Below are 23,207 nucleotides of genomic sequence, written 5' to 3'. Positions count from 1 at the left end.
CTCAGACGCGGCCGAAGGCGAAGCCGGTGGCCGCCTCCGTGCCCTCGATCCGGTCCAGCACCTTCAGCATCGGCCCGAGCGCGCGGTAGCGGTCGCAGGTGCGCCGGATGTAGGCCAGGAAACGCGGCGTGTCGGCCAGGTATTTGGGTTTGCCGTCGCGCAGCGTCAGCCGGGCGAAGATGCCGGCCACCTTCAGGTGGCGCTGCAGGCCCATCCATTCGACATCGGCGTAGAAGGCGCCGAAATCGTCGCCCACCGGCAGCCCGGCCTTGCGCGCGGCCTGCCAGTAGCGCACGGTGACGTCGAGCACCATGTCCTCGTCCCAGCTCAGGAAGGCATCGCGCATCAGGCAGGCGATGTCGTAGGTGATCGGGCCGTAAACCGCGTCCTGGAAATCCAGCACGCCCAGCGGCGCCGAGGGATCGCGGTCGTTCACCATCAGGTTGCGCGGCATGAAGTCGCGGTGCACGAAGACCGAGGGCGAGGCCAGGTTGCGCGCCACGATCTGGTCGAAGGCCGACGCCAGCGTGGCGGCCTCCTGGCCCTCCAGCACGACACCGCGGTGGCGGCCCAGGTACCAGTCCGGAAACAGCGCCAGTTCGCGGCGCAGCAGAGCCTCGTCGTAGACCGGCAGCACGTCCGGGCGGGAGGACAGCTGCCAGGCGATCAGCGCCTCGGTCGCCTGCAGGTAGCGGGGCAGGGCGGCTGCGCTGTCGGCCGGATCCAGGGTTTCGAGCAGGGTGCGGCTGCCCAGGTCGTCGAGCAGCAGGAAGCCGTGCTCACGATCCCACTCCAGCACCCGCGGCGCATGCACGCCGGCCTGCGCCATCAGTTCGGCGACCTGCACGAAGGGGCGGCTGTCTTCCTTGTCCGGCGGGGCGTCCATCACGATGGCGCTGCCGGCGGGCTCGCCAGCGGCGTCGATGCGGAAGTAGCGGCGGAAACTCGCGTCGGCCGAGGCGGGCCGCAGGCTGGCCGGCAGCAGGCCGTGGGCGGGGGCGACGGCGGCCAGCCAGCGGGCGAAGGACTCGGCCCGGGCCGGATCCGCCCAGTCGATGGCGGCGGGCGATGCCGGCGGGGTTTGGGTTGGGGTCATGGATAATCGATTCTACAAAGCCGTCCGCGCAGGCGGCTTCGTCGTCCGTCGACGTGTTCTTTCGCGTCTGCTTCCCGCCGATTCCCGATTCTTCCTGCTGTACGCCTGAAACGCCACGGCCCTGCCGCTCCGATGCATAGCCCGACATCTGCCCAGTCCGCCCGCACCAAGCCCCGGCTGCGTGCGGCACGCGCTTCGTTCTCCCTGCGCGCCACGGCCTGGGCCAGTCGCAGCCTGATCGCCGCCACCCTGCTGCAGGGCGCCGCGGCCTGGGCCCAGACCGCCGACGCCGCCGCGGCCGACGCACCCCTGATGTTGCGCCGGACACCCCTGCTGCGCGACAAGATCCCCGAGGCCGAACGGCCCCGGCTGCCGAGTTTCGTGACCGGCGACCACACCGTCGGCCAGACCGACTACCGCACCACCGTCGAAGGCAACGCCGAGATGCGCCGCGCCGACATGGTGATCCGCGCCGACCAGCTCGACTACACCCAGCCCGACGACCTGGCCAAGGCCCTGGGCAACGTCTACATCAACCGCGCCGGCGACGTCTTCACCGGCCCGCAGCTGGAACTGCAGGTCGATGCGATGCAGGGCTTCTTCAACCGCGCCAGCTACCGCTTCCTGGGCACCAAGGCCTACGGCGACTCCTCGCGCATCGACTTCATCGACGACCAGCACATGGTCATCCACGACGTCACCTACACCACCTGCCAGCGCCGGCCGGGCCCGAGCTGGATGCCGGACTGGATGATCACCGCCCGCTCCATCGCGGTGGACCAGGGCAGCGGCCAGGGCATCGCGCAGGACGCGGTGCTGAGCTTCAAGGGCGTGAGCACGCCGGCCATCCCCTCGATGCCCTTCCCGCTGACCGAAGCCCGCCAGTCCGGCCTGCTGCCGCCGGTGATCGGGCTCAACAGCACCAGCGGCGTCGAGACCATCCTGCCGTACTACTGGAACATCGCACCCAACCGCGATGCGACGCTGTACCCCTCGCTGCTGAGCAAGCGCGGCATCGACCTGGCCGGCGAGTTCCGCTACCTGGAGAACGGCTACCGCGGCCAGATCCGGGGCGACTACATGCCCGAGGACAAGCTGCGCGACAACAACGACCGCTGGGGCATCGCGGCCACCCACAGCGGATCCCTGGAAACCGGCATCCCGGCCATCGGCAACCTCGGCGTGGGCGTCAACATCAACCGCGCGAGCGACGACAACTACTGGAAAGACTTCCCGCGCACCAGTCCTTCGCTGACTCAGCGTCTGCTGCCCACCGACCTGAATCTGACCTGGGGCAAGGGCGACTTCTACGTCAACGCCCGCTCGCTCAAGTGGCAGGTGCTGCAGGACGTCAGCTCGCCCATCGTGCCGCCCTACGACCGCCTGCCGCAGCTGGTGGCGCGCTACAGCAAGCTCGACAGCAACGGTTTCGACTACTCGCTCGAAGGCGACTACACCCAGTTCGAATCCAACCCCGCGCTGACCAACCAGCCCAATGCGCGCCGCGAATACCTGCTGGGCCAGATCAGCCGGCCCTTCCTGGCGCCCGGCTGGTTCGTCACGCCCAAGGTGCAGCTGCACAGCCGCCACTACGAGTTCGACTACGCCCTGGCTTCCACCAACCAGACGCAGGCCTCGGTCACCGTACCCACCTTCAGCCTGGACAGCGGCCTGGTCTACGAGCGCGACACCAGCTTCCTCGGCCGCAGCCTGATCCAGACCCTGGAGCCGCGCGCCTTCTACGTGCGCACGCCCTTCCGCGACCAGAACAACCTGCCCAACTACGACACGGCGCGCAGCGACTTCAACTTCGCCTCGATCTATACCGAGAACGCCTTCGTCGGCAACGACCGCATCTCCGACAACAACCTGCTGACGCTCGGCGTCACCAGCCGCCTGATCGACGCGGCCACCGGCGCCGAGGCGGCCAAGTTCGGCATCGCGCAGCGCCTGCGCTTCAAGGACCAGAACGTCATCCTGCCGGGCGAGACGCCCACCACCGACCGCCTGAGCGACATCATGGTCGGCGGCTCGGTCAACTGGACCGAGAAGTGGGCCTTCGACTCCACCGTCCAGTACAACCCCAAGACCGACCGCTCGATCCGCTCCAGCGTCGGCGGCCGCTACAACCCCAGCAACTACCGCCTGATCAGCGCCGCCTACCGGCTGCAGCGCGGCACCAGCGAACTGATCGACGTCGGCTGGCAGTGGCCGATCAACGACCTCTGGGGCGATTTCGGCGAAGACCTGGGCCGCGGCCGGGGCCAGGGGCCGGGCCGTTTCTACAGCGTCGGCCGGGTGAACTACAGTATGTACGACAGCAAACTCGTCGATGCCGTCGCCGGCGTCGAGTACGAAGGCGACTGCTGGGTGGCCCGCGTGGTGTTCGAACGCCTGCAGAGCAGCACCACCACCGCCACCAAACGCGTGCTGTTCCAGATCGAATTTTTCGGCTTCTCCCGAGTCGGATCCAGTCCCCTCGAAGTGTTGCGTCGCAACATCCCGCGTTACCAGTTCCTCAACGAACAGGTGGCCACCCCGAGCCGGTTCAGCAACTACGACTAAGTGGCCGCGGCCTTGCGGCGGCAGCCCATCAACCATCGTCACGGACGAGCGTCCACCACCATGAAGAATCACCATGCCCGTTTCCTGTCCCTGGCCATCGGCGTGCTCTGCGCGCTGCTGGGGACCGGCGCCAACGCCCAGGGCCTGCGCCTGTCCAACAGCCTGACGGCACCGGGCAGCCTGACGCCGCCGCCGGCGGCCGCGCCGCAGGTGCAGCAGGCCGACTACATCGTCGCCATCGTCAACTCCGAGCCGATCACCAACAGCGAAGTCAACATGCGGGCCGACCGCACCGCCCAGCAGATCCAGCAGCAGGGCGCCGCCCAGCCGCCGCGCGACCAGCTGCTGCGCCAGGTGCTCTCGCGCCTGATCAACGAGAAGGCGCAGCTGCAGCAGGCCACCGAGGCCGGCATCAAGATCGACGAAGCCACCGTCGACCAGGCCGAGGAGAACGTCGCCCGCCAGAACAACACCGACCTGGCCGGCCTGCACCGCCGCATGGCCGCCGACGGCATCTCGCTCGACCGCTTCCGCCACGACCTGCGCAACCAGCTGACGCTGCTGCGCCTGCGCGAGCGCGACGTCGAATCCCGCGTGCGGGTGACCGACCAGGACATCGACCAGTTCATCCGCGACCAGCAGGGCGGCGACGCCGCCGAGACCGCGCAGATCAACCTGCAGCACGTGCTGGTGCTGGTGCCGGAAAACGCCACGCCGCAGCAGATCGCCAGCCTGCAGGCACGCGCCCAGGGCATCGCCGACCGCGCCAAGGGCGGCGCCGACTTCACCGTGCTGGCGCGCGAGAACTCCGACGCGCCCGAAGGCCGCAACGGCGGCCTGCTGGGCCTGCGTCCGGCCGACCGTTATCCGAACCTGTTCCTGGAAGCCACCCAGGACCTGCCGGTCGGCGGCATCGTCGGCCCGATCCGCTCGCCTGCCGGCTTCCACATCCTGAAGGTGGCGGAACGGATCAACGGCAGCGCCGTTCCCACCGAGGTGATGCAGAACCACGCGCGCCACATCCTGCTGCGCCCCACGCCGCAGCTGACCGAGGCCGCCGCCATCCAGCGCCTGGCCGACTACAAGCGCCGCGTCAACAACGGCCAGGCCGACTTCGCCGTGCTGGCCACCGAGAACTCGGTGGACGGCAGCGCCAAGCAGGGCGGCGACCTGGGCTGGGCCAACCCCGGCCAGTTCGTGCCCGAGTTCGAGGAAGCCATCGAGGCCCTGCAGCCCGGCCAGATCAGCGACCCCATCGTCAGCCGGTTCGGTGTGCACCTGATCCAGCTGCTGGAGCGCCGCAAGCACACCCTGACCCAGCGCGAACAGCGCGACATGGTGCGTGCCGCCGCCCGCGAGAAGAAGCTCGACGAGGCCTACACCACCTGGGCGCAGGAAGTGCGCGGCCGGGCCTACGTCGAACTGCGAGAAGTGCCGCAGTGAAGCACATCGCGCGCAAGCGCTTCGGCCAGCATTTCCTGTCGGACCGCGGCATCATCGAGGACATCGTCGATGCGATCGATCCGAAGCCCGGCCAGCCCATGGTCGAGATCGGACCGGGCCTGGCGGCGCTGACCCAGCCCCTGGTCGAGCGCCTGGGCCGCCTGACGGTGATCGAACTCGACCGCGACCTGGCCATCCGCCTGCGCCTGCACAGCCAGCTCGACGTGGTCGAGTCCGATGTGCTGAAGGTCGACTTCACCGCCCTGGCCGCCCGCATGGAGGTGCCCAAGCTGCGTGTTGCGGGCAATCTGCCCTACAACATCTCCACGCCCATCCTGTTCCACTTGCTCGACCATGTCGGCGTGGTGGAAGACCAGCACTTCATGCTGCAGAAGGAGGTCATCGACCGCATGGTCGCCCGGCCTTCGACGGCGGCCTACGGCCGGCTGTCGGTCATGCTGCAGTGGCGCTATGCCATGGAAGACGTGCTCTTCGTGCCGCCGGAGAGTTTCGATCCGCCGCCCCGGGTCGACAGCGCGGTGGTCCGCATGGTCCCGCGCGCCGAGCCTGCCGCCGTGAACCAGCCTTTGCTGCAAGAACTGGTGCAGGTGGCCTTCAGCCAGCGCCGGAAACTGCTGCGACATACCCTGGGCCGCTGGCTGGAAGCCCGGGAACACGCCCATTCCTTCGACCTGACCCGCCGCGCCGAAGAGGTATCGGTCGACGAATACGTGGCCCTGGCCCAGGCGGTCGCCAAATGAAAAAACCCGCCGAGGCGGGTTTTTTCATGGGCCGGGCGCACCCGGCGAAGGCGCTTCTCAGGCCGCGTTGAGCCAGTAGCCCGAGTTGAACGGGCTGCTCATGCGCAGCGCCAGCGGCGACACATCGACGAGCTTGTCGGTCGGCATCTTTTCCTCTGATTCGGCATCGATCGCGATACCGGAGACGGCCTCGGGCGCCGTAGCCTCGTTCGCCCGTTCTGCTTGGCTGGTGGATGCAGAACGGGCTACAGAAAAGAATAGAAGCACCGGAACGCCACCTTGCGGTCGCCCCAGTAGTCCGACGCATCGCGGAAGATGTCCAGCAGCTGTTCGCGCGCTTCCTTGTCGAACTTGGCATGCGCGGGAATCTGTTCGAGCACCACGATGAAGCCGGGCTGCGGGCCCGATTTATGCAACGGATCCGTCATGCAGTCGTACAACGCGTCGAAATTCTTGCCGAAGTGCGACGGGAAGGTGAACTGGTTGGCGATCAGATCCAGCACGTCCTGTTTGGACTGGGCCTCGGCCAGGTTGGCATACAGGAAGTGCTGGCCCATGGACAGGGCCGCCTCCTGCAGATCCGACACCCGATGCGCGCGGATGGATTGCACGATGTTGCTACGCACGCCGCGAAGGGGCGTGTCGTTGTGTTCTTTCGTACGAAGTGGCGTGTCCATCTCCGTTGCTCTTTCTTTCTTCAAGGGGCCAGAATTCTGTAATGCGCGGTCGTCGAGACTCGCTGGGGTATCGGCCCGGTTATCCACCGGAATGGGCTGGAAGAGCATCATTGGACGATCTCCCGGAAACTTGTGTAGTGATCGGCCGTGTAGTAGCAGCGTTCGGGATTGCGGGCTTCTCCGCCGCAGACGATGCGCCGGGCTCCCCGATCGCGCGACTGTGGCGTCACCACCGTGTATTCGCGGTAGTAGCCGCGTCGATAGAGCGGCAGCTGCTTCTCACGATTGCCGAACACCACGCCATCCTTTTCGAAAGGGAAGGGGCCGCCGGAGCGGATCAAGCCATACGTCTTCTGTCCTTCGGGGGAAGTTCAGCCAGGCCGACCGTTCCCGCCTGCGGGGCCGATTGCGCCTGTGGCACCGGCGTTCGCGCCGCTGCCGTCGTGGTGAACAGCCCTGTGAAAGCAAAGGCGCAAAGCAGCGTCGCTGCGGCAAACCCGGTGAATCCGTGTGGAGGTGCTGAACCAACCGTGCTGCGGGCGCCGGCCCGCAGGTCAAACGCAATTTGCGCCAACCTTCGCAACATGCACAGTACCTTTCGGAAATCACTAGCCGGAAATTTTGTCTGATCGACCGGTTTTCATCCCCGAAACAGGCGATAAATACCGGGTTAACCCCCAAAATTTCAATCCGCTAGTGTGACCGAAAGCGCTCGCCCGCGCAAGTATGGACCGACGCACCAGCGGTCATGCGGCCGATCCAGGCCTCGCCTACGGTGAGCGTGCGCTCACCTGGTAAGGCCTGGTAAGCGTGAGCTCAACGCACGGCGTTGGCGTCGGCGACGGTCAGAGCCGTCATGTTGACGATGCGGCGCACGGTGGCGCTCGCCGTCAGGATGTGCAGCGGCTTGGCCGCGCCCAGCAGCACCGGGCCGATGGCGATGTTGCCGCCGGCGGCCGTCTTCAGCAGGTTGTAGGAGATGTTGGCCGCGTCGATATTGGGCAGCACCAGCAGGTTGGCGTCGCCGGTCAGCGCGCTGTGCGGCATGACCTGCATGCGCTGCGCGCCGTCGAGCGCCACGTCGCCGTGCATCTCGCCGTCGACTTCCAGCCAGGGCGCCTGCAGGCGCAGCAGGTCCAGCGTGCGGCGCATCTTCACCGCGCTGGGCTCGTTGCTGCTGCCGAAGTTGCTGTGCGAGAGCAGGGCGGCCTTGGGCTTGAAGCCGAAACGCAGCATCTCTTCCGCGGCCATCACGGTGATCTCGGCCAGCTGTTCGGCGGTGGGGTCGTAGTTGACGTGGGTGTCGACCAGGAAGACCTGGCGCTCGGGCAGCAGCAGGCCGTTCATGCAGGCATAGACGTTGGCGCCCGGCCGCTTGCCGATCACCTGGTCGATGTACTGCAGGTGCATGTGGGTGCCGCCCCAGGTGCCGCAGATCATGCCGTCGACCTGCTCCTTGTGCAGCAGCATCGAGCCGATCAGCGACAGGCGCCGGCGCATCTCGATCTTGGCGATCTGCACCGTCACGCCCTTGCGTTCGGTCATGCGGTGGTAGGTCTGCCAGAAGTCGCGGTAGCGCTCGTCATGCTCGACGTTGACCACGTCGTAGTCGCGGCCCTCGGCCAGGCGCAGGCCGAACTGCTCGATGCGGCGGGCGATGATGGCCGGCCGGCCGATCAGCGTCGGGCGGGCGATGTTCTCGTCCACCACGATCTGCGCGGCGCGCAGGATGCGTTCTTCCTCGCCCTCGGCATAGGCCACGCGCTTTTTCGTGGCGGCCTTGGCCGCCTGGAAGATCGGCTTCATCGTCGTGCCCGAGGCGTAGACGAAGCTCTGCAGCGTGTCGCGGTAGGCGTCCATGTCCTGGATCGGGCGCAGGGCCACGCCGCTGTCGGCGGCGGCCTGGGCCACGGCCGGCGCGATCTTGATCATCAGGCGCGGATCGAAGGGCTTGGGGATCAGGTAATCCTTGCCGAAGGCCAGCGGCTCGCCCACGTAGGCGGCGGCCACGACTTCGCTCTGCTCGGCCTGGGCCAGCTCGGCGATGGCATGCACCGCGGCGATCTCCATCTCGTCGGTGATGGTGGTCGCGCCCGCATCCAGCGCGCCGCGGAAGATGTAGGGGAAACACAGGACGTTGTTGACCTGGTTCGGATAGTCGCTGCGTCCGGTGGCCATCACCACATCGCCGCGCACCGCGTGGGCGTCGTCGGGGTTGATCTCGGGGTTGGGGTTGGCCAGCGCGAAGATCACCGGGTTGGCCGCCATCTTGGCCACCATGGCGGGCTTGAGTACGCCGCCAGCGGAAAGGCCCAGGAACACGTCCGCGCCGTCGATCACTTCGCCGAGCGTGCGCAGTTCGGTCTTCTGGGCCCAGAGGATCTTGTCCTCGTCCATCAGCTCGGTGCGGCCTTCGTAGACCACGCCCGCGAGGTCGGTCACGAACACGTTCTCGCGCTTCAGGCCGACCTTCAGCAACAGCGTCAGGCAGGCCAGCGAAGCGGCACCGGCGCCAGAGGCCACCAGCTTGACTACGCCGATGTCCTTGCCCACCACCTTCAGGCCGTTGAGCATGGCGGCGGCCACGGTGATCGCGGTGCCGTGCTGGTCGTCGTGGAAGACCGGGATCTTCATGCGCTTGCGCAGCTCGCGCTCCACGTAGAAGCAGTCGGGCGCCTTGATGTCTTCCAGGTTGATCGCGCCGAAGGTGGGCTCCAGCGCGGCGATCACCTCGACGAGCTTGACCGGGTCCTTCTGGTCGATCTCGATGTCGAACACATCGACGCCTGCGAACTTCTTGAAGAGCACGCCCTTGCCCTCCATCACCGGCTTGGAGGCCAGCGGGCCGATGTCGCCCAGGCCCAGCACCGCGGTGCCGTTGGAGATGACGGCCACCAGGTTGCCGCGGGCGGTGTACTTGAACGCGTTGTTCGGATCCTTGACGATTTCCTCGCAGGGCGCGGCCACGCCGGGCGAGTAGGCCAGGGCCAGGTCGCGCTGGTTGACCAGCTGCTTGGTCGCGGCGATGGCGATCTTGCCCGGCTTGGGGAACTCGTGATAGTCGAGCGCGGCACGGCGCAGTTCGGCGCGGCGTTCTTCGATGTTGGTCGGGGGCGTAGTGGCCATGCGGGATCCGTCTTTCCTGATGCGCGGCTGGAATCGACCAACCGGGTCGGCGGCTGGTGACTGCCGCTCACGCGAATGAAAGACGATTGTAGGTCGGCCCGTTGTAAGCACTACCGCAGCCGGCCCGCGCGCCCGGTGTCATTCGCGTTTCATGGTTTACGGCCAGCATTTCCTCTTGTTACAAGCAAAGGAATTCTAGTGACAGTGTCTTTACGAACCACCGCCTGGGCGGCCGCTTTCTCGATCTCGCTCGCCGCTTGCGGCGGTGGCGGCAACAGCATCGTCGCACCCGGCACCCCGGCCGGCTCCAGCAACGACGTCTCGCAGACAGTGCCGACCGCGCAGCCGCTGGAGCTGACCATCCTGCACATCGACGACCACCATTCCAACCTCGACAGCAAGAGCAAGACCTTGCAGCTGCAGGCCACCACCGGTGCCGCCCCCGTGGCCGTCGTGGCCGACGCAGCCGGCTTCCCGCGCGTGACCGCCGCGATGCAGACCCTGGCCGCGCAGTCGGCCAACGTGCTCAAGCTGCATGCGGGCGACGCGCTCACCGGCACCCTGTACTTCAACCGCGCCGGCGCCGACGGCGAGGCCGATGCGGCCATGATGAACACGGTCTGCTTCGACGCGTTCACGCTCGGTAACCACGAGTTCGACAAGGGCGACAGCGGCCTGAAGGGCTTCATCGACCTGCTGCACAAGGGAGCGTGCAAGACCCCGGTTCTCAGCGCCAACGTCAATTTCGCGGCCACCTCGGCGCTGGCCACCGCCAACGCCACCGGCACCGTCAACAAGTCCATCGTCGTGCAGCGCGGCGGCCAGAACATCGGCCTGATCGGCCTGACCATCGCCGGCAAGACCAAGGCCTCGTCCAGCCCCGACGCCGGCACCACCTTCGATGACGAAGCCACCGCCGCCCAGCGCGAGATCGATGCGCTGCGTGCCAAGGGCGTCAACAAGATCATCCTGATGAGCCACATCGGCTACGACTACGACAAGACCGTCATCGCCAAGCTCAGCGGCGTCGATGTTGTGGTGGGCGGCGACTCGCACACCCTGCTCGGCCCCGACAGCCTGAGCACCTACGGCGTGGGCTCGCCCGCCGGCGCCTATCCCACCAAGCTGACCGACAAGGACGGCAAGCAGGTCTGCCTGGTGCATGCCTGGGAGTACAGCCAGGTGGTCGGCGAGCTCAAGGTGTCCTTCGACGCCAAGGGCGACGTCACCAGCTGCAGCGGCACTCCGCACGTGTTGATCGGCGACAGCTTCACCGTGGGCGGCACGGCTGCGACCGCCACGCAGAAGGCCGCCATCCTGTCGGACATCGCCAAGAGCGGCTTCCTCACCGTGGCCACGCCCAACGCCACCGCCGCCACCGTGCTGCAGCCTTTCAAGGACAAGATCGCGGCCTTCAGCCGCACGACGGTCGCGAGCGTGCCCACGGAGCTGTGCTCGCGCCGCGTGCCCGGCAACTCGGCCAGCACCGACTACGGCCGCTCCAGCGCCAGCTGCAACGCGCTGGGCGAGGTGAGCCGCCGCGGCGGCGACATCCAGCAGCTGGTCGCCCAGGCCTACCTGGAAGTAGCCCGGGCCAACTACGGCGGTGCCGACATCTCGCTGCAGAGCGGCGGCGGCGTGCGTGTGCCCTTGCAAGGCACCGTCACCGCGGCCAATGTGATCGAGGTGCTGCCCTTCGGCAACATGCTCAACCGGCTGGATGTCACCGGCGCGGAGGCCAAGGCCATGATCGAGGACGGCCTGGAAGCGGTCTACGGCCCTGGCGGCACCAGCGGTCCCTACCCGTACACCGGCGGCCTGCGCTACGACGTCGATGCGACCAAGGCCAAGGGTTCGCGCGCCAGCAACCTGGAGGTCTATACCGCCACCTCCGCCACCACCGGCAGCTGGGGTGCGCTGGACCTGAGCAAGACCTACAAGCTCTTCGTGCTGAGCTTCAACGCCACCGGCGGCGACGGCTACACCACCCTGCGCGACGTTCCCGCCGCTCGCCGCCTGGACATCGGCGTGCTCGACGCCGATGTGTTCCAGACCTACATCGACAAACAGGCCAAGGACGGCACCAGCGGACTGCCCATCCTCAACAAGCTGGCCGACGGCTTCTACAGCACCAAGTCCTACGTGCAGCCCTGACCCGGCCAGCCGCCGCGCCGGCAGGAAAGCGGCGCAGCGGCTATCGTCCGGGGCGATGACATCCACCGCCGCCCCCCGCATGACCCCCGCGCTGACCGCCCTGATGGCGGTCGGCAGCGGCCTCTCCGTCGCCAGCAACTACTACGCGCAGCCGCTGCTGGCGCTCTTCGTGCAGGTCTTCCACGTCAGCATCGGCCATGCCGGCCTGCTGGTGACCTGCTCGCAGATCGGCTACATCTGCGGCCTGGTTTTCCTGGTGCCGCTGGGCGACCGGCTGGAGCGGCGCAAGCTCATCACCGGCACGGCGGCGCTGACCTCGGCGGGGCTGCTGGGCATGGGGCTGGCGCCGGGTTTCTCGCTGCTGCTGGCGGCCTCGGTCTGCGTGGGGTTCACCAGCGTCACGGCGCAGATCCTGGTGCCGCTGGCCGCGCACCTGGCCACGCCCGAGCGGCGCGGCCGCACGGTGAGCCTGGTGATGAGCGGGCTGCTGCTGGGCATCCTGCTGGCGCGCACCTTCGCCGGCCTGATCGCCGACGGCGCCGGCTGGCGCGCGGTGTACCTGCTGGCCTCGGGCCTGATGGCGGTCTTCGCGCTGCTGTGCTGGCGGCTGCTGCCGGCCATCGCGCCGACGTCCACCGGCAGCTATGCGGCGCTGCTGGGCTCGGTGGCGCGCCTGTTCGGGCAGCAGCCGGTGCTGCGGCGCAGGGCGCTGATCGGCGGGCTCAATTTCGCGGCCTTCGCGGCGCTGTGGACCACGCTGGCCTTCCTGCTCAAGAAGGAGTACGGCTACGGCGAGGCCGCCATCGGGCTCTTCGGGCTGATCGGGGCGGCGGGCGCGCTGTGCGCGCAGGCGGCGGGGCGGCTGTCCGATGCCGGCTACAACCGCCAGGCCACCGGCGGCTTCATCCTGCTGGGGGTGCTGGGCTGGGGCCTGCTGTGGCTGGGCGGGCATTCGCAGATCGCGCTGGTCGGCGGCATCCTGCTGCTGGATTTGGGCGTGCAGGGCACCCACATCTCCAACCAGAGCGCGATCTATGCGCTGGACCCAGCGGCGCGCAGCCGGCTGACCACCTGCTACATGTCCTCGTATTTCCTGGGCGGCGCGGCGGGTTCGGCGCTGGGCGCCTGGGCCTATTCGGCGGCCGAATGGGACGGCGTCTGCATCGTCGGCGCGGCGGTCTGCGTGCTGGCGCTGCTGCGCTGGGCGATGTCGGAAGGGCTGGCCCTCAGGCGCGCTTGAACCACATGCGGCGCAGCACCGCCTCGCGGTCGAAGAACTGGTGCTTGAGGGCGCCGGCGATGTGCAGGAACAGCAGTCCGTAGAGCACATAGGCGCCCCAGGTGTGCAGCTGGCCGAAAAGGGTGTGCAGCGGCTCCTTCACATCCGGCGCCAGGTTCTCGATGAAACCCACCCGCGGCCAGCCGATGGTGCCGAAGAGTTTCATCGGATGCGTGGCCGCCTCGTTCCAGGCCGAGTCGTGCAGCCAGCCCGACAGCGGCATCCAGAACATCACCAGGTAGAGCAGCACATGCACGATGTGCGCGGCCACCACCTCCCAACGGGCGCAGGCGCCGGGCAGCGCGGGCGGCCTATGGCCGATGCGCCAGAGCAGCCGCAGCAGCGCCAGCCCCAGCACGGTGATGCCGAACGACTTGTGGGTGTCGACGGCGGGCCGCACCCAGTCGTCGGGCAGGTGCTCGACCGACAGGATGATGGCCACGTTGGCCACCATGGCCGCCGCGATCAGCCAGTGCAGCACGATGGCGGGCCGGGTGTAGCCGGCCTGCAAGAGGGTGGAGGAGGGTGCCGGGGACATGGGACCGCACTGTAGTGGCTGACCGCGGAATCCGCCGAACCTTTTGCCGCGTAAGCTCTCAGATCGCTGCGATGGCGCCCGGTGGCCGGGGGCGCGCACCGGTTGTTCCGCAGCACCAACCCTCCCCCCTCCATGCCCGACGATCCGCTCCGTCTCGCGCGTGCCCGCGCCCAGCCCGCCGCCGGTTTCGGTCCCACGCCCTGGCGCAGCCTCGCCATCCACGGCGCGGTGCTGCTGGTGTGGGTGGCGCTGTTCGCCATGGCCTTCTCGCACGGCGGCGTGCTGGCCTGGTCGGTGGGCGTGGCCTATGTGAGCTACGACACACTGCTGCTGGTCTTCGTCGCCACGCAGACCTGGATGCTGCGCCTGCCGCCGCGCGAACCCGCCGCCCTGCCGGCCCCGCGCGGCACGGCCACGGTGGCGGTGCTGGTGGCGGCGCACAACGAGGCGGCGGTGCTGCCGGTGACCCTGTCCGCGCTGCTGGGCCAGACCGACCCGCCCGAGCGCATCGTGGTGGTGGACGACGGCTCCACCGACGCCACCGCCGCGCTGCTCACCTGCCGCTACGGCGTGCCGTCCACGCAGCCGGGCCGCAGCAGCGGCGCGGGCAGCCTGCATCCCTCGCTGCGCTGGCTGCCGCTGCCCCACGGCGGCAAGGCCGTCGCGCTGAACGCCGCGCTGCCGCTGGCCGACTGCGACATCGTGCTCACCGTCGATGGCGACACCCTGCTGGAGCCCGGCGCCATCGCCGCCGTGCGCCGGGCCTTCGCGGCCGAGCCTGAATTGATGATCGCCACCGGCGTCATCACCCCCGTCTGCCGCGCCGGCTGGCAGGGCCGGCTGTTCCAGTGGTTCCAGACCTATGAGTACCTGCGCAACTTCCTCTCGCGTTTCGCCTGGATGCGGATGGACAGCCTGCTGCTGGTCTCCGGCGCCTTCGCCGCCTACCGCCGCGCCGAGCTGATCGAGGTGGGCGGCTTCGATGCGGCCAGCCTGGTCGAGGACTACGAACTCACCCACCGCATGCGCCGGCACGCCGTGCACAAGGGCCTGGACTGGCGTGTGCGGGTGCTGGGCGATGCCCGCGCCCGCACCGATGCGCCGGCCAGCCTGGGCGCCTTCCTGCGCCAGCGCCGCCGCTGGTTCGGCGGTTTCCTGCAGACCCAGCTGCGCTACCGCGAGATGGTGGGCGACCGGCGCTACGGCTGGATGGGCACGTTGATGCTGCCGGTCAAGGCCATCGACACCCTGCAGCCCCTGTTCGGCCTCACCGCCTTCGGCCTGCTGGTCTGGGACCTGGCCAGCGGCCGCATCAGCCTGCTGGCGGCCGCCGGCGCGGTGATCGGCATCAAGCTGGCGATCGACCTGGTGTTCCACCTCTGGTCCATCCACCTGTACCGGCGCTGGGCCGGCGGCGGCCAGCGGGTGGATTTCGCGCGCGGACTGCTGGCGGCGCTGGCCGAGCCCTTCACCTTCCAGCTGCTGCGCCATACCGGCGCTGCGCTGGGCTGGGTGATGTTCCTGACCGGGCGCGGCGGCTGGGGGCGGCAGCAGCGCAATGCGCAGCTGGGGGAGTAACCGGGGCTACTTCATCAAGGATTCGATTTCGTCGCCGTCCACGGGCACGCCACGGGTCAGCAGCTCGTTGCCGGAAGCTGTCAGCAGAGCATCGTCCTCGATGCGGATGCCGATGTTCCAGAAGGCCTCGGGTACATCCTCCCCCGGCCGCACATAGAGGCCCGGCTCGATGGTGGTGACCATGCCCGGCTGCAGGATGCGGCTGGGCCGGCTCTTCACGATCTCGCCCGACAGCGGATCGCGCCGCTCGATCAGCGTGTGCGCCTCGCTCGGCTCCACATAACTGCCGCAATCGTGCACGTCCATGCCCAGCCAGTGGCCGGTGCGGTGCATGTAGTAGCGGAAGTAGGCGCGTTTCTCGATCACGTCGTCCACGCCGCCGACCTTGCCGGCATCGAGCAGGCCCAGGTCCAGCAGGCCCTGCGCCAGCACCTTGACGGTGGCCTCGTGCGGGTCGTTGAAACGCGCGCCGGGCTTCGTGGCATCCACCGCCGCGTACTGGCTCTGCAGCACCAGGTCGTAGAGCGCGCGCTGCGGCCCGCTGAAGCGGCCGTTGGCGGGGAAGGTGCGCGTGATGTCGCTGGCATAGCCGTCGAGTTCGCAGCCGGCGTCGATCAGCACCAGCTCGCCGTCGCGCACCGGCGCGGCATCGGCGCGGTAGTGCAGCACGCAGGCATTGCCGCCGGCCGCCACGATGGAGCTGTAGGCGGGGTATTGCGAGCCGCCCATGCGGAAGGCGTGCAGCAGCTCGGCGTCCAGGTGGTATTCACGCAGGTCCACGCCCTGGCGCAGCAGCCGGGCGCTGGCCTGCATGGCGCGGATATGGGCCTCGGCGCTGATCCGGCAGGCGCGGCGCATCACGTCGATCTCGTAGGCGTCCTTGAAGAGCCGCATCTCGTCGAGCGGGCCGCAGAGGTCGCGCTGCTGCTCCGGCACCAGGGCGCCCATGCGTACTCGCGCACGCACCTTGGAGAGCCAGCCGTCGACGCGGGTCTCCAGCCCGGCATGGGTGGCGAAGGGGTACCAGACGGTGTCGCGGTTCTCCAGCAGGCGCGGCAGGCGGCTGTCGAGTTCGGCGACCGACACGGCTTCGTCCACGCCGAGTGTTTCCGGCGCGGCGTCGGGGCCCAGGCGCAGGCCGTCCCAGATCTCGCGTTCCACGTCCTTGGGCTGGCAGAACAGGGTGCTGCGGCCATCGCCCGCCAGCACCAGCCAGGCGTTGGGCTCGGTGAAACCGGTGAGGTAGTAGAAGTAGCTGTCGTGGCGGAACAGGAAGTCGCTGTCGCGGTTGCGCGGGCGCTCCGGCGCGGTCGGCACGATGGCGATGCCGTCGGCGCCCAGCTGGGCGGCCAGGCGGGCGCGGCGGGCGGCGTAGATCGAGGGGTCGAAGGCTTCGGTCATGTGCGGTGGCTTCCGTTCGTGGGATGTTCAGTCGGATCGGTTGAGCTGGTCCAGGCGCTCGGGTGTGCCCACGTCGGCCCAGCGGCCGTCGTAGCGTTCGGCGGTGATGCGGCCCTGCGCCATCGCGGCGCGCAGCAGGGGAGCCAGCGGTGCAGCCACGCCGTTCGGGTTGCCGGCGGGGATGTCGCACCACGGCGGCGCGAACAGGGCGGCGCGGAACAGGCCGATGGTGGAATAGGTCAGGCGCGGGGCCGGGTCGTCGGCGGGTGGCGAACTGGCGCGGCCGTCTTCGGCCAGGTGGAAGTCGCCGCGCGGATGCTGCGGCGGGTTGGGCACCAGCCAGAGATGGGCCAGGGCGTCGCCGGCCGTAAAACGTGCCACTGCCGCGGGATCGAAGACGAAGTCGGGCGCGAACACATCGCCCGCGGCCAGCCAGAAGACCTCGCCCAGCCGCGGCAGGGCGCGGGCGATGCCGCCGGCCGTCTCCAGGGCATCGCCGAAGTCGCGGGTCTCCTCGGAATATTCGAGCGCCAGTCCCAGCGCCGAGCCATCGCCCAGCCGCGCCGGAATCAACTCGCCCAGCCAGCCGGTGTTGACCACCACACGCTCGATGCCGTCACGCGCCATGGCTTCCAGCGCCCACTGCATCAGCGGCTTGCCGCGCAGTTCCAGCAGGGGTTTGGGGCAGCGGTCGGTGAGCGGCCGCATGCGTGATCCGCGGCCGGCGGCCAGCAGCATGGCGGGGGCTTGAAGGTGGGGGATGTCGGCGGGCGTGAAGGGCACGCCAACATTATCCGGGCACAAAAAAGGCCCGCGGGGTCGCGGGCCTCAGGCTGTCGGGACCGGGGTCCCGCGTAGCGCTTTATCGTTATTGCGAGAAGTCCAGGGCGGCGGTCAGGTCGCCCATCGGCACGAAGCCGTTGGCGATCAGCGCATTGTCCCGCTGCACCAGGCCCGGCAGCTTGCTCAGGCCGAAGCGGCGGGTGATCAGGCGCAGGATGGAAGCGGTGTCGTACTGGGTCTTGTCGACGTAGCCCTTGCGTGCATACGGCGAGACGATCAGCGCGGGGATACGGGTGCCCGGACCCCAACGGTCGGCCTTCGGCACCTTGGCGTGGTCGTAGAAGCCGCCGTTTTCGTCATAGGTGACGACCACGACCATGTTCTTCCACTGCGGGCTGGCCTTGAGCTTCTGGATCACGTCGTAGATGTGCTGGTCGCCCGAGGCCACGTCGGCATAACCGGCGTGCTGGTTCAGGTTGCCCTGCGGCTTGTAGAAGGTGACGGCGGGCAGGGTGCCGGCGGCGGCGTCGGCCAGGAACTGGGTGTCGAAGTCGCGCAGGTGGGCCACGCGGTCGGCGGCGTGGGTGCTCGGGTCCAGGTCGGCGAAGTAGTTGAAGGGCTGGTGGTGGAACTGGAAGTTCGGCGGGCTGGCGAAGCTGGTGCGCGTGGCCGAGGTGGCGTTGGCCAGGGTGCTGTTCCAGGCGCCGGCGTACCAGGCCCAGTTCACGCCCTTGGCGGTCAGCAGGTCGCCGATGTTGGCGGCGGTCTGCGGCGGCAGGGTGGTGGCGCTGGTCGTGGTGGCGAACAGGCGGGTGCTGTCCGTCGAGGCCGGTGCGTTGCTGCTCGGCTGGTAGGGCGGCTGCATGGTGTTGACCGCATAGAACTTGCCGGCCGCGTCCTTGGGCGTGATGGTGCCGTCGGCGCTGTAGGTGGCCGCGCCGTTGAGCACGCTGGTCGGGTTGTTGCTGGCCGGGGTCAGGCGCACGAAGTTGCCGTTGGCGTCGGTGTCGATGGCCGAGATGGTCGGCTTGGCCGTGGCGGTGTCGGCGTTCGGGTACTCCGGCGCGCAGGCGCAGATCAGGTACTGGTGGTTCAGGAAGGAACCGCCGAACGCACCCATGAAGAAGTTGTCGGCCAGCACGCCTTCCTGCGCCAGCTTCCACATCTGCATCTTGCTGCCGTCGTAGTAGCCCATGGAGAGGGCGCCGGCATCGGAGTAGGCCGCGAACTTGTCGTTGGCGCCGCCGTTGATCTGCATCTGGTTGTTGTAGAAGCGGTGCACCAGGTCACGCGTGATGACCGACTGCGGCACCACCTTGCCGGTGGCCTGGATGCCCGCGGCGGCGTCGATCTGGAAGGGCTTGTTGGCCCAGCCCACGGTCTCGGCCTGGGTGATGACGGGGGTCTGGCCGCTGGCGGTGACGCCGCTCCACACCGGCGGCAGGGTGGCCAGGGTGGAGTTGTCGAAGTCCTTCTGGGCGGTGATGACGCCGTCCGACGTGGGGTTCACGCCGGGCACGCCGTTGGCTCCGGGGTAGAGGCCGTAGAGGTTGTCGAAGCCGCGGTTTTCCGCGTAGATCACGACCACGGTCTTCACGTTGGACAGATCCGCATCCACCGCCAGGCTCTTGGAGAGCGCGGCCACGCGGTCGCCGGTGCCGGCGGCGGCCACGGCGGCGGCGATGCGCACGGTCATCTGGTCGATCTCACCCTTGATCGTGCCCTTGGCGACGGCATCGGTCATGGTGTTGTGGTTGGCCAGCAGCAGGTCGGCCGACACGCCCAGGCGGGCAGCCAGCGTGGCCTTGGCGGTGGCGAAGTCCTGGCCGCGGTCCATCAGGGCGACGAGTTCGGTGCTGAGCGCGCTGACCACGCCATTGGCCTGGGCCGGTGCACGGAAGACCAGGGCCGAGGTCACGGCGGTGGTGGCCTTGGTGTCCGGGTCGTAGCGCTTGGCGTCGGTGCCGATCTCGGCGACCACGGCGGTGGCGGCCGTGCCGTTGGCCGTCAGGCTGAAGGCGCCGTTGGCATCGGTGCGGGCGCTGGTCTCGCCGGTGTCGCAGCGGCTGTTGTTGTTGGCGTCCAGGCAGACCAGGGCGTTCTGGTAGTAGCTGCCGGTGACCACGCCGCTGGTGGTGCTGACGACGGTGGGCGAGTTGCTGCCGCCGCAGGCGGAGAGGCCTGCGACCAGTGCCGCGATGGGCAGGAGGCGCGAAGGGGCTTGGAAGTTCATGGGCTCTGGACCTGTTGGATGTTGAATATGGGCCGGCGCGCATGGTCCTTCGCAGACATGACACATTCATGGCCTTTTGTATCCGTTCTGTTGCCCGCAACGGCTGTCACGCAACTGCCATGAAACCGTCATAGCCTGCGGCGCTCCATGCCGAACCGCCGCCTGCTTTCCCTTCTTCCCGTCCTGTTCGCCCTGGCGCTGCATGGCTGCCAGCGGCCGGCTGAACCCGCGGCCGCACCGGCCGCCCCTGCGGCACCCGTCGCGCAGGCCAAGCCGCCATCGGCCGATGCCACCTACGCCCTGACCCTGGCGCGCCAGCCCAGCGCCGCCGAGATGGCCGCCGTGGGCCGGGCGATGTTCTCGGACAAGGGCCTGTCGGCCTCCGGCCAGATGTCCTGCGCCAGCTGCCACAGTCCGCAGCACGCATACGGTCCGCCCAACGCGCTGTCGGTGCAGCTCGGCGGCCCCGACGGCCAGCAGCCCGGCGTGCGTGCCGTGCCCTCGCTGCGTTATGTGCAGACCGTCACCGCCTTCAGCGAACACCATTTCGACAACGACGGCGACGACAGCGTGGACGCCGGCCCCACCGGCGGCCACACCTGGGATGGCCGCGCCGATTCCACCCATGCCCAGTCCGCGGTGCCGCTGCTGTCCGCCTACGAGATGGCCAACGCATCGCCCGCCGCCGTCGTCGCCAAGCTGCGCCAGGCGTCCTACGCCGGGCAGTTCCGCGCCACCTTCGGCCAGGACATCTTCGACGACGAGGCCAAGGCCTTCCGCTGGGCCGGCATGGCGCTGGAGGTGTTCCAGGAGACGCCGGAGGAGTTCTATCCCTTCGACAGCAAGTTCGATGCGGTGCTGCGGAAGCAGGCGAAATTCACGCCGCAGGAGGCGCGCGGCCTGGCGCTGTTCGAGGACGAGAAGAAGGGCAACTGCGCCTCCTGCCACATCAGCCGCATCACGCCGGACGGCGGTTTTCCGCTGTTCTCCGACTTCGGCCTGATCGCCATCGGCGTGCCGCGCAATGCGGCCATCCCGGCCAATGCCGACCCCGCCTATTTCGACCTGGGCCTGTGCGGCCCGCTGCGCACCGACCTGAAGGACCGGCCCGAGTACTGCGGCCTGTTCCGCACGCCCTCGCTGCGCAACGTGGCCACCCGCCAGGTCTTCATGCACAACGGCGTGTTCCATTCGCTCGACGAAGTCTTACGCTTCTATGTGCAGCGCGACACCCACCCCGGGCGCTTCTATCCGCGCGGCAAGGACGGCAAACCGGCCAAGTTCGACGACCTGCCCGCCCGGTACCACGCCAACCTCAACACCGACGCGCCCTTCGACGGCCGCCGCCCCGGCCAGCGTCCGGTATGGAGCGAGGCCGACATCCGCGACGTGGTCGTCTTCCTGAAAACATTGAACGACGGCTGGCATCCGCCCTGATTCGTGCGCCGGCCTGGGCCCGGCGGGTAAAATCGCCGGCTCTTCGACGATCTCCCAACAGCCGGAACCCCCTCCCATGGTCTCTTCCTCGCAACTGGCCAACGCGATCCGCGCCCTGGCAATGGACGCAGTTCAACAGGCCAACTCCGGCCACCCGGGCGCGCCCATGGGCATGGCCGACATGGCCGCCGCGCTCTGGACCCGCCACCTCAAGCACAACCCTTCGAACCCGCAGTGGTTCGACCGCGACCGCTTCGTGCTGTCCAACGGCCATGCCTCGATGCTGCTGTACGCGGTGCTGCACCTGTCGGGCTACGACCTGCCGGTGGCCGAGCTGAAGAACTTCCGCCAGCTGCACAGCAAGACGCCCGGCCATCCCGAGTTCGGCTATACCGCCGGCGTGGAAACCACCACCGGCCCGCTGGGCCAGGGCATCACCAACGCGGTCGGCTTCGCGCTGGCCGAGAAGCTGATGGCCGCCGAATTCAACCGCGACGGCCACGCCATCGTCGACCACCACACCTACGCCTTCCTGGGCGACGGCTGCCTGATGGAAGGCATCAGCCACGAGGCCGCCGCCCTGGCCAGTGCCTGGAAGCTCAACAAGCTGGTCGCCCTGTACGACGACAACGGCATCTCGATCGACGGCCCGGTCTCGCCCTGGTTCGTGGACGACACCCCGGCGCGTTTCCGCGCCTACGGCTGGAACGTCATCGGCCCGGTCGACGGCCACGATGCCGAAGCCATTGCCGCCGCGCTGACCAGCGCCAAGACCTCGGCCACCGCACCCACGCTGATCGTCTGCAAGACGGCCATCGGCAAGGGCTCGCCCAACCGCGCCGGCACCGCCAAGGCGCACGGCGAGCCGCTCGGCGCCGCCGAGATCGAACTGACCCGCGCCGCCCTGGAATGGACCTCGGTGCCCTTCGACATCCCGGCCGACATCCAGGCCGCCTGGGACGCCAAGGAAGCCGGCGCCAAGGCCGAAGCCGAATGGCAGAAGCGTTTCGACGCCTACACGGCCGCCCATCCCGCCCTGGCCGCCGAATTCACCCGCCGCATGAAGGGCGAACTGCCCAAGCACTTCGCGCAGACCGCGGTCGATGCCGCCGTGGCCGCGCACACCAAGGCCGAGACCGTCGCCAGCCGCAAGGCCAGCCAGATCGCGCTGGAAGCCTTCACGGCCGCGCTTCCCGAACTGCTCGGCGGCAGCGCTGACCTGACCGGCTCCAACCTCACCAACACCAGCAGCACCCCGCCGCTGCGCATCGACGAGACCGGTGCCGTGGTGCTGGGCAACACGGCCGCCGGCCTGCCGGTCATCGGCCGCCACATCAACTACGGCGTGCGTGAATTCGGCATGGCCGCGATCATGAACGGCGTGGCCCTGCACGGCGGCTACATCCCCTACGGCGGCACCTTCCTGACCTTCAGCGACTACAGCCGCAATGCGATCCGCATGGCCGCGCTGATGAAGCAGCGGGTCATCCATGTCTTCACCCACGATTCCATCGGCCTGGGCGAGGACGGCCCCACCCACCAGTCGGTGGAACATGCGGCCAGCCTGCGCCTGATCCCCAACCTGGACGTCTGGCGCCCGGCCGACACCGCCGAGACCACCGTGGCCTGGGCCGTGTCGCTGGAGAACACGACGCGCCCCAGCGCCCTGCTGCTCTCGCGCCAGAACCTGCCCTACCTGCCCAAGCGCGACCTGGGCGACATCAGCCGCGGCGCCTATGTGCTGTCCGAGCCTTCGGATGTCGGCATCAAGAAGAAGGCGCAGGCGGTGATCGTCGCCACCGGCTCCGAAGTGCACCTGGCCATCAAGGCGCAGGAGATCCTGGCGCGCGCCAAGATCGCCGTGCGGGTCGTCTCGGTGCCCAGCACCACCGTGTTCGACCGCCAGGACGTGGCCTACAAGAAGTCCGTGCTGCCGGCCGGCATTCCGCGTGTGGCCATCGAAGCCGGTGTCACCGACGGCTGGTGGAAATACGGCTGCGACGCCGTCATCGGCCTGGACCGCTACGGCGAATCGGCGCCGGCCAATGTGCTGTTCCCGCTGTTCGGCTTCACCGCCGAGAACCTGGCGGACACGGTGCGCAAGGTGCTCTCGCAAAAGTCCCGCTGAACACGGCA

At 68.6% G+C, this 23,207-nt stretch carries 15 protein-coding genes and 1 pseudogene; 8 read left to right on the top strand and 8 right to left on the bottom strand.

Annotation, left to right across the window (positions count from 1 at the left end; translation table 11 throughout):
* Position 1: 1 nt before the first annotated feature.
* Positions 2 to 1,096 carry an aminoglycoside phosphotransferase family protein gene (locus GT347_RS12910; protein ID WP_160552346.1) on the bottom strand — a complete coding sequence of 365 codons (1,095 nt, stop codon included), beginning with the start codon at positions 1,094 to 1,096 and terminating at the stop codon, positions 2 to 4.
* Between the two features lie 132 nt (positions 1,097 to 1,228).
* Here GT347_RS12910 and GT347_RS12905 point away from each other — a divergent pair, with 132 nt between their 5' ends.
* From GT347_RS12905 to rsmA, 3 genes are read left to right on the top strand one after another with little or no spacing between them, the layout of a single operon-like run.
* Positions 1,229 to 3,661, top strand: coding sequence for an LPS-assembly protein LptD (locus tag GT347_RS12905; RefSeq protein WP_160552344.1), 2,433 nt, complete (start codon positions 1,229 to 1,231; stop codon positions 3,659 to 3,661).
* A gap of 60 nt (positions 3,662 to 3,721) precedes the next feature.
* On the top strand, positions 3,722 to 5,104 hold the full coding sequence (locus tag GT347_RS12900) for a peptidylprolyl isomerase (protein ID WP_160552342.1): 1,383 nt from the start codon (positions 3,722 to 3,724) through the stop codon (positions 5,102 to 5,104).
* Complete coding sequence (rsmA, locus tag GT347_RS12895) at positions 5,101 to 5,865, top strand: 16S rRNA (adenine(1518)-N(6)/adenine(1519)-N(6))-dimethyltransferase RsmA (RefSeq protein ID WP_160552340.1); 765 nt, start codon at positions 5,101 to 5,103, stop codon at positions 5,863 to 5,865. The genes GT347_RS12900 and rsmA overlap by 4 nt, the downstream gene beginning before the upstream one ends.
* 245 nt (positions 5,866 to 6,110) lie before the next feature.
* Here rsmA and GT347_RS12890 read toward each other — a convergent pair whose 3' ends face one another.
* The 3 genes and pseudogenes from GT347_RS12890 to GT347_RS12880 all read right to left on the bottom strand — a co-directional run bounded on the left by GT347_RS12890 (position 6,111) and on the right by GT347_RS12880 (position 9,668).
* The gene (locus GT347_RS12890; protein WP_160555333.1) at positions 6,111 to 6,542 is read right to left on the bottom strand and encodes a barstar family protein; all 432 of its coding nucleotides are present in this window, start codon (positions 6,540 to 6,542) and stop codon (positions 6,111 to 6,113) included.
* A gap of 107 nt (positions 6,543 to 6,649) precedes the next feature.
* Positions 6,650 to 6,963, bottom strand: a pseudogene (locus GT347_RS12885) (ribonuclease domain-containing protein).
* Positions 6,964 to 7,358: 395 nt separating this feature from the next.
* Positions 7,359 to 9,668: an NADP-dependent malic enzyme gene (locus GT347_RS12880; RefSeq protein ID WP_160552338.1), complete on the bottom strand. Its 2,310-nt coding sequence runs from the start codon at positions 9,666 to 9,668 to the stop codon at positions 7,359 to 7,361.
* 204 nt (positions 9,669 to 9,872) lie between these two features.
* Here GT347_RS12880 and GT347_RS12875 point away from each other — a divergent pair, with 204 nt between their 5' ends.
* Positions 9,873 to 11,822, top strand: coding sequence for a bifunctional metallophosphatase/5'-nucleotidase (locus tag GT347_RS12875; RefSeq protein ID WP_229722863.1), 1,950 nt, complete (start codon positions 9,873 to 9,875; stop codon positions 11,820 to 11,822).
* A 79-nt stretch (positions 11,823 to 11,901) separates the two neighbouring features.
* On the top strand, positions 11,902 to 13,062 hold the full coding sequence (locus GT347_RS12870; RefSeq protein WP_229722862.1) for an MFS transporter: 1,161 nt from the start codon (positions 11,902 to 11,904) through the stop codon (positions 13,060 to 13,062).
* Here the strand turns inward: GT347_RS12870 and GT347_RS12865 are convergent.
* A complete protein-coding gene (locus tag GT347_RS12865; RefSeq protein ID WP_160552332.1) occupies positions 13,049 to 13,639 on the bottom strand; it encodes a cytochrome b in 591 nt (196 codons plus the stop codon). The genes GT347_RS12870 and GT347_RS12865 overlap by 14 nt on opposite strands.
* Positions 13,640 to 13,771: 132 nt before the next feature.
* Between GT347_RS12865 and GT347_RS12860 the strand changes: the two genes are divergently transcribed.
* The gene (locus tag GT347_RS12860) at positions 13,772 to 15,217 is read left to right on the top strand and encodes a glycosyltransferase family 2 protein (protein WP_160552330.1); all 1,446 of its coding nucleotides are present in this window, start codon (positions 13,772 to 13,774) and stop codon (positions 15,215 to 15,217) included.
* 6 nt (positions 15,218 to 15,223) lie between these two features.
* Here GT347_RS12860 and GT347_RS12855 read toward each other — a convergent pair whose 3' ends face one another.
* From GT347_RS12855 to acpA, 3 genes are all read right to left on the bottom strand, one after another.
* Positions 15,224 to 16,618 (bottom strand): aminopeptidase P N-terminal domain-containing protein, encoded by a 1,395-nt coding sequence (locus GT347_RS12855; protein ID WP_160552328.1) that lies wholly within the window; start codon positions 16,616 to 16,618, stop codon positions 15,224 to 15,226.
* Positions 16,619 to 16,645: 27 nt separating this feature from the next.
* Positions 16,646 to 17,356: a nucleotidyltransferase family protein gene (locus tag GT347_RS12850; protein ID WP_160555332.1), complete on the bottom strand. Its 711-nt coding sequence runs from the start codon at positions 17,354 to 17,356 to the stop codon at positions 16,646 to 16,648.
* A gap of 130 nt (positions 17,357 to 17,486) precedes the next feature.
* Positions 17,487 to 19,634 (bottom strand): acid phosphatase, encoded by a 2,148-nt coding sequence (acpA, locus tag GT347_RS12845; RefSeq protein ID WP_160552326.1) that lies wholly within the window; start codon positions 19,632 to 19,634, stop codon positions 17,487 to 17,489.
* A 147-nt stretch (positions 19,635 to 19,781) separates the two neighbouring features.
* Here acpA and GT347_RS12840 point away from each other — a divergent pair, with 147 nt between their 5' ends.
* Positions 19,782 to 21,071, top strand: coding sequence for a cytochrome-c peroxidase (locus GT347_RS12840; RefSeq protein WP_160552324.1), 1,290 nt, complete (start codon positions 19,782 to 19,784; stop codon positions 21,069 to 21,071).
* Positions 21,072 to 21,147: 76 nt separating this feature from the next.
* Complete coding sequence (gene tkt / locus GT347_RS12835; protein WP_160552322.1) at positions 21,148 to 23,199, top strand: transketolase; 2,052 nt, start codon at positions 21,148 to 21,150, stop codon at positions 23,197 to 23,199.
* Positions 23,200 to 23,207 lie beyond the last annotated feature (8 nt).

This window comes from Xylophilus rhododendri (assembly GCF_009906855.1).
Classification (GTDB): domain Bacteria; phylum Pseudomonadota; class Gammaproteobacteria; order Burkholderiales; family Burkholderiaceae_C; genus Xylophilus; species Xylophilus rhododendri.
Note: the sequence above shows the minus strand (reverse complement) of the source record. Positions and strands in the feature narration are given on the sequence as shown.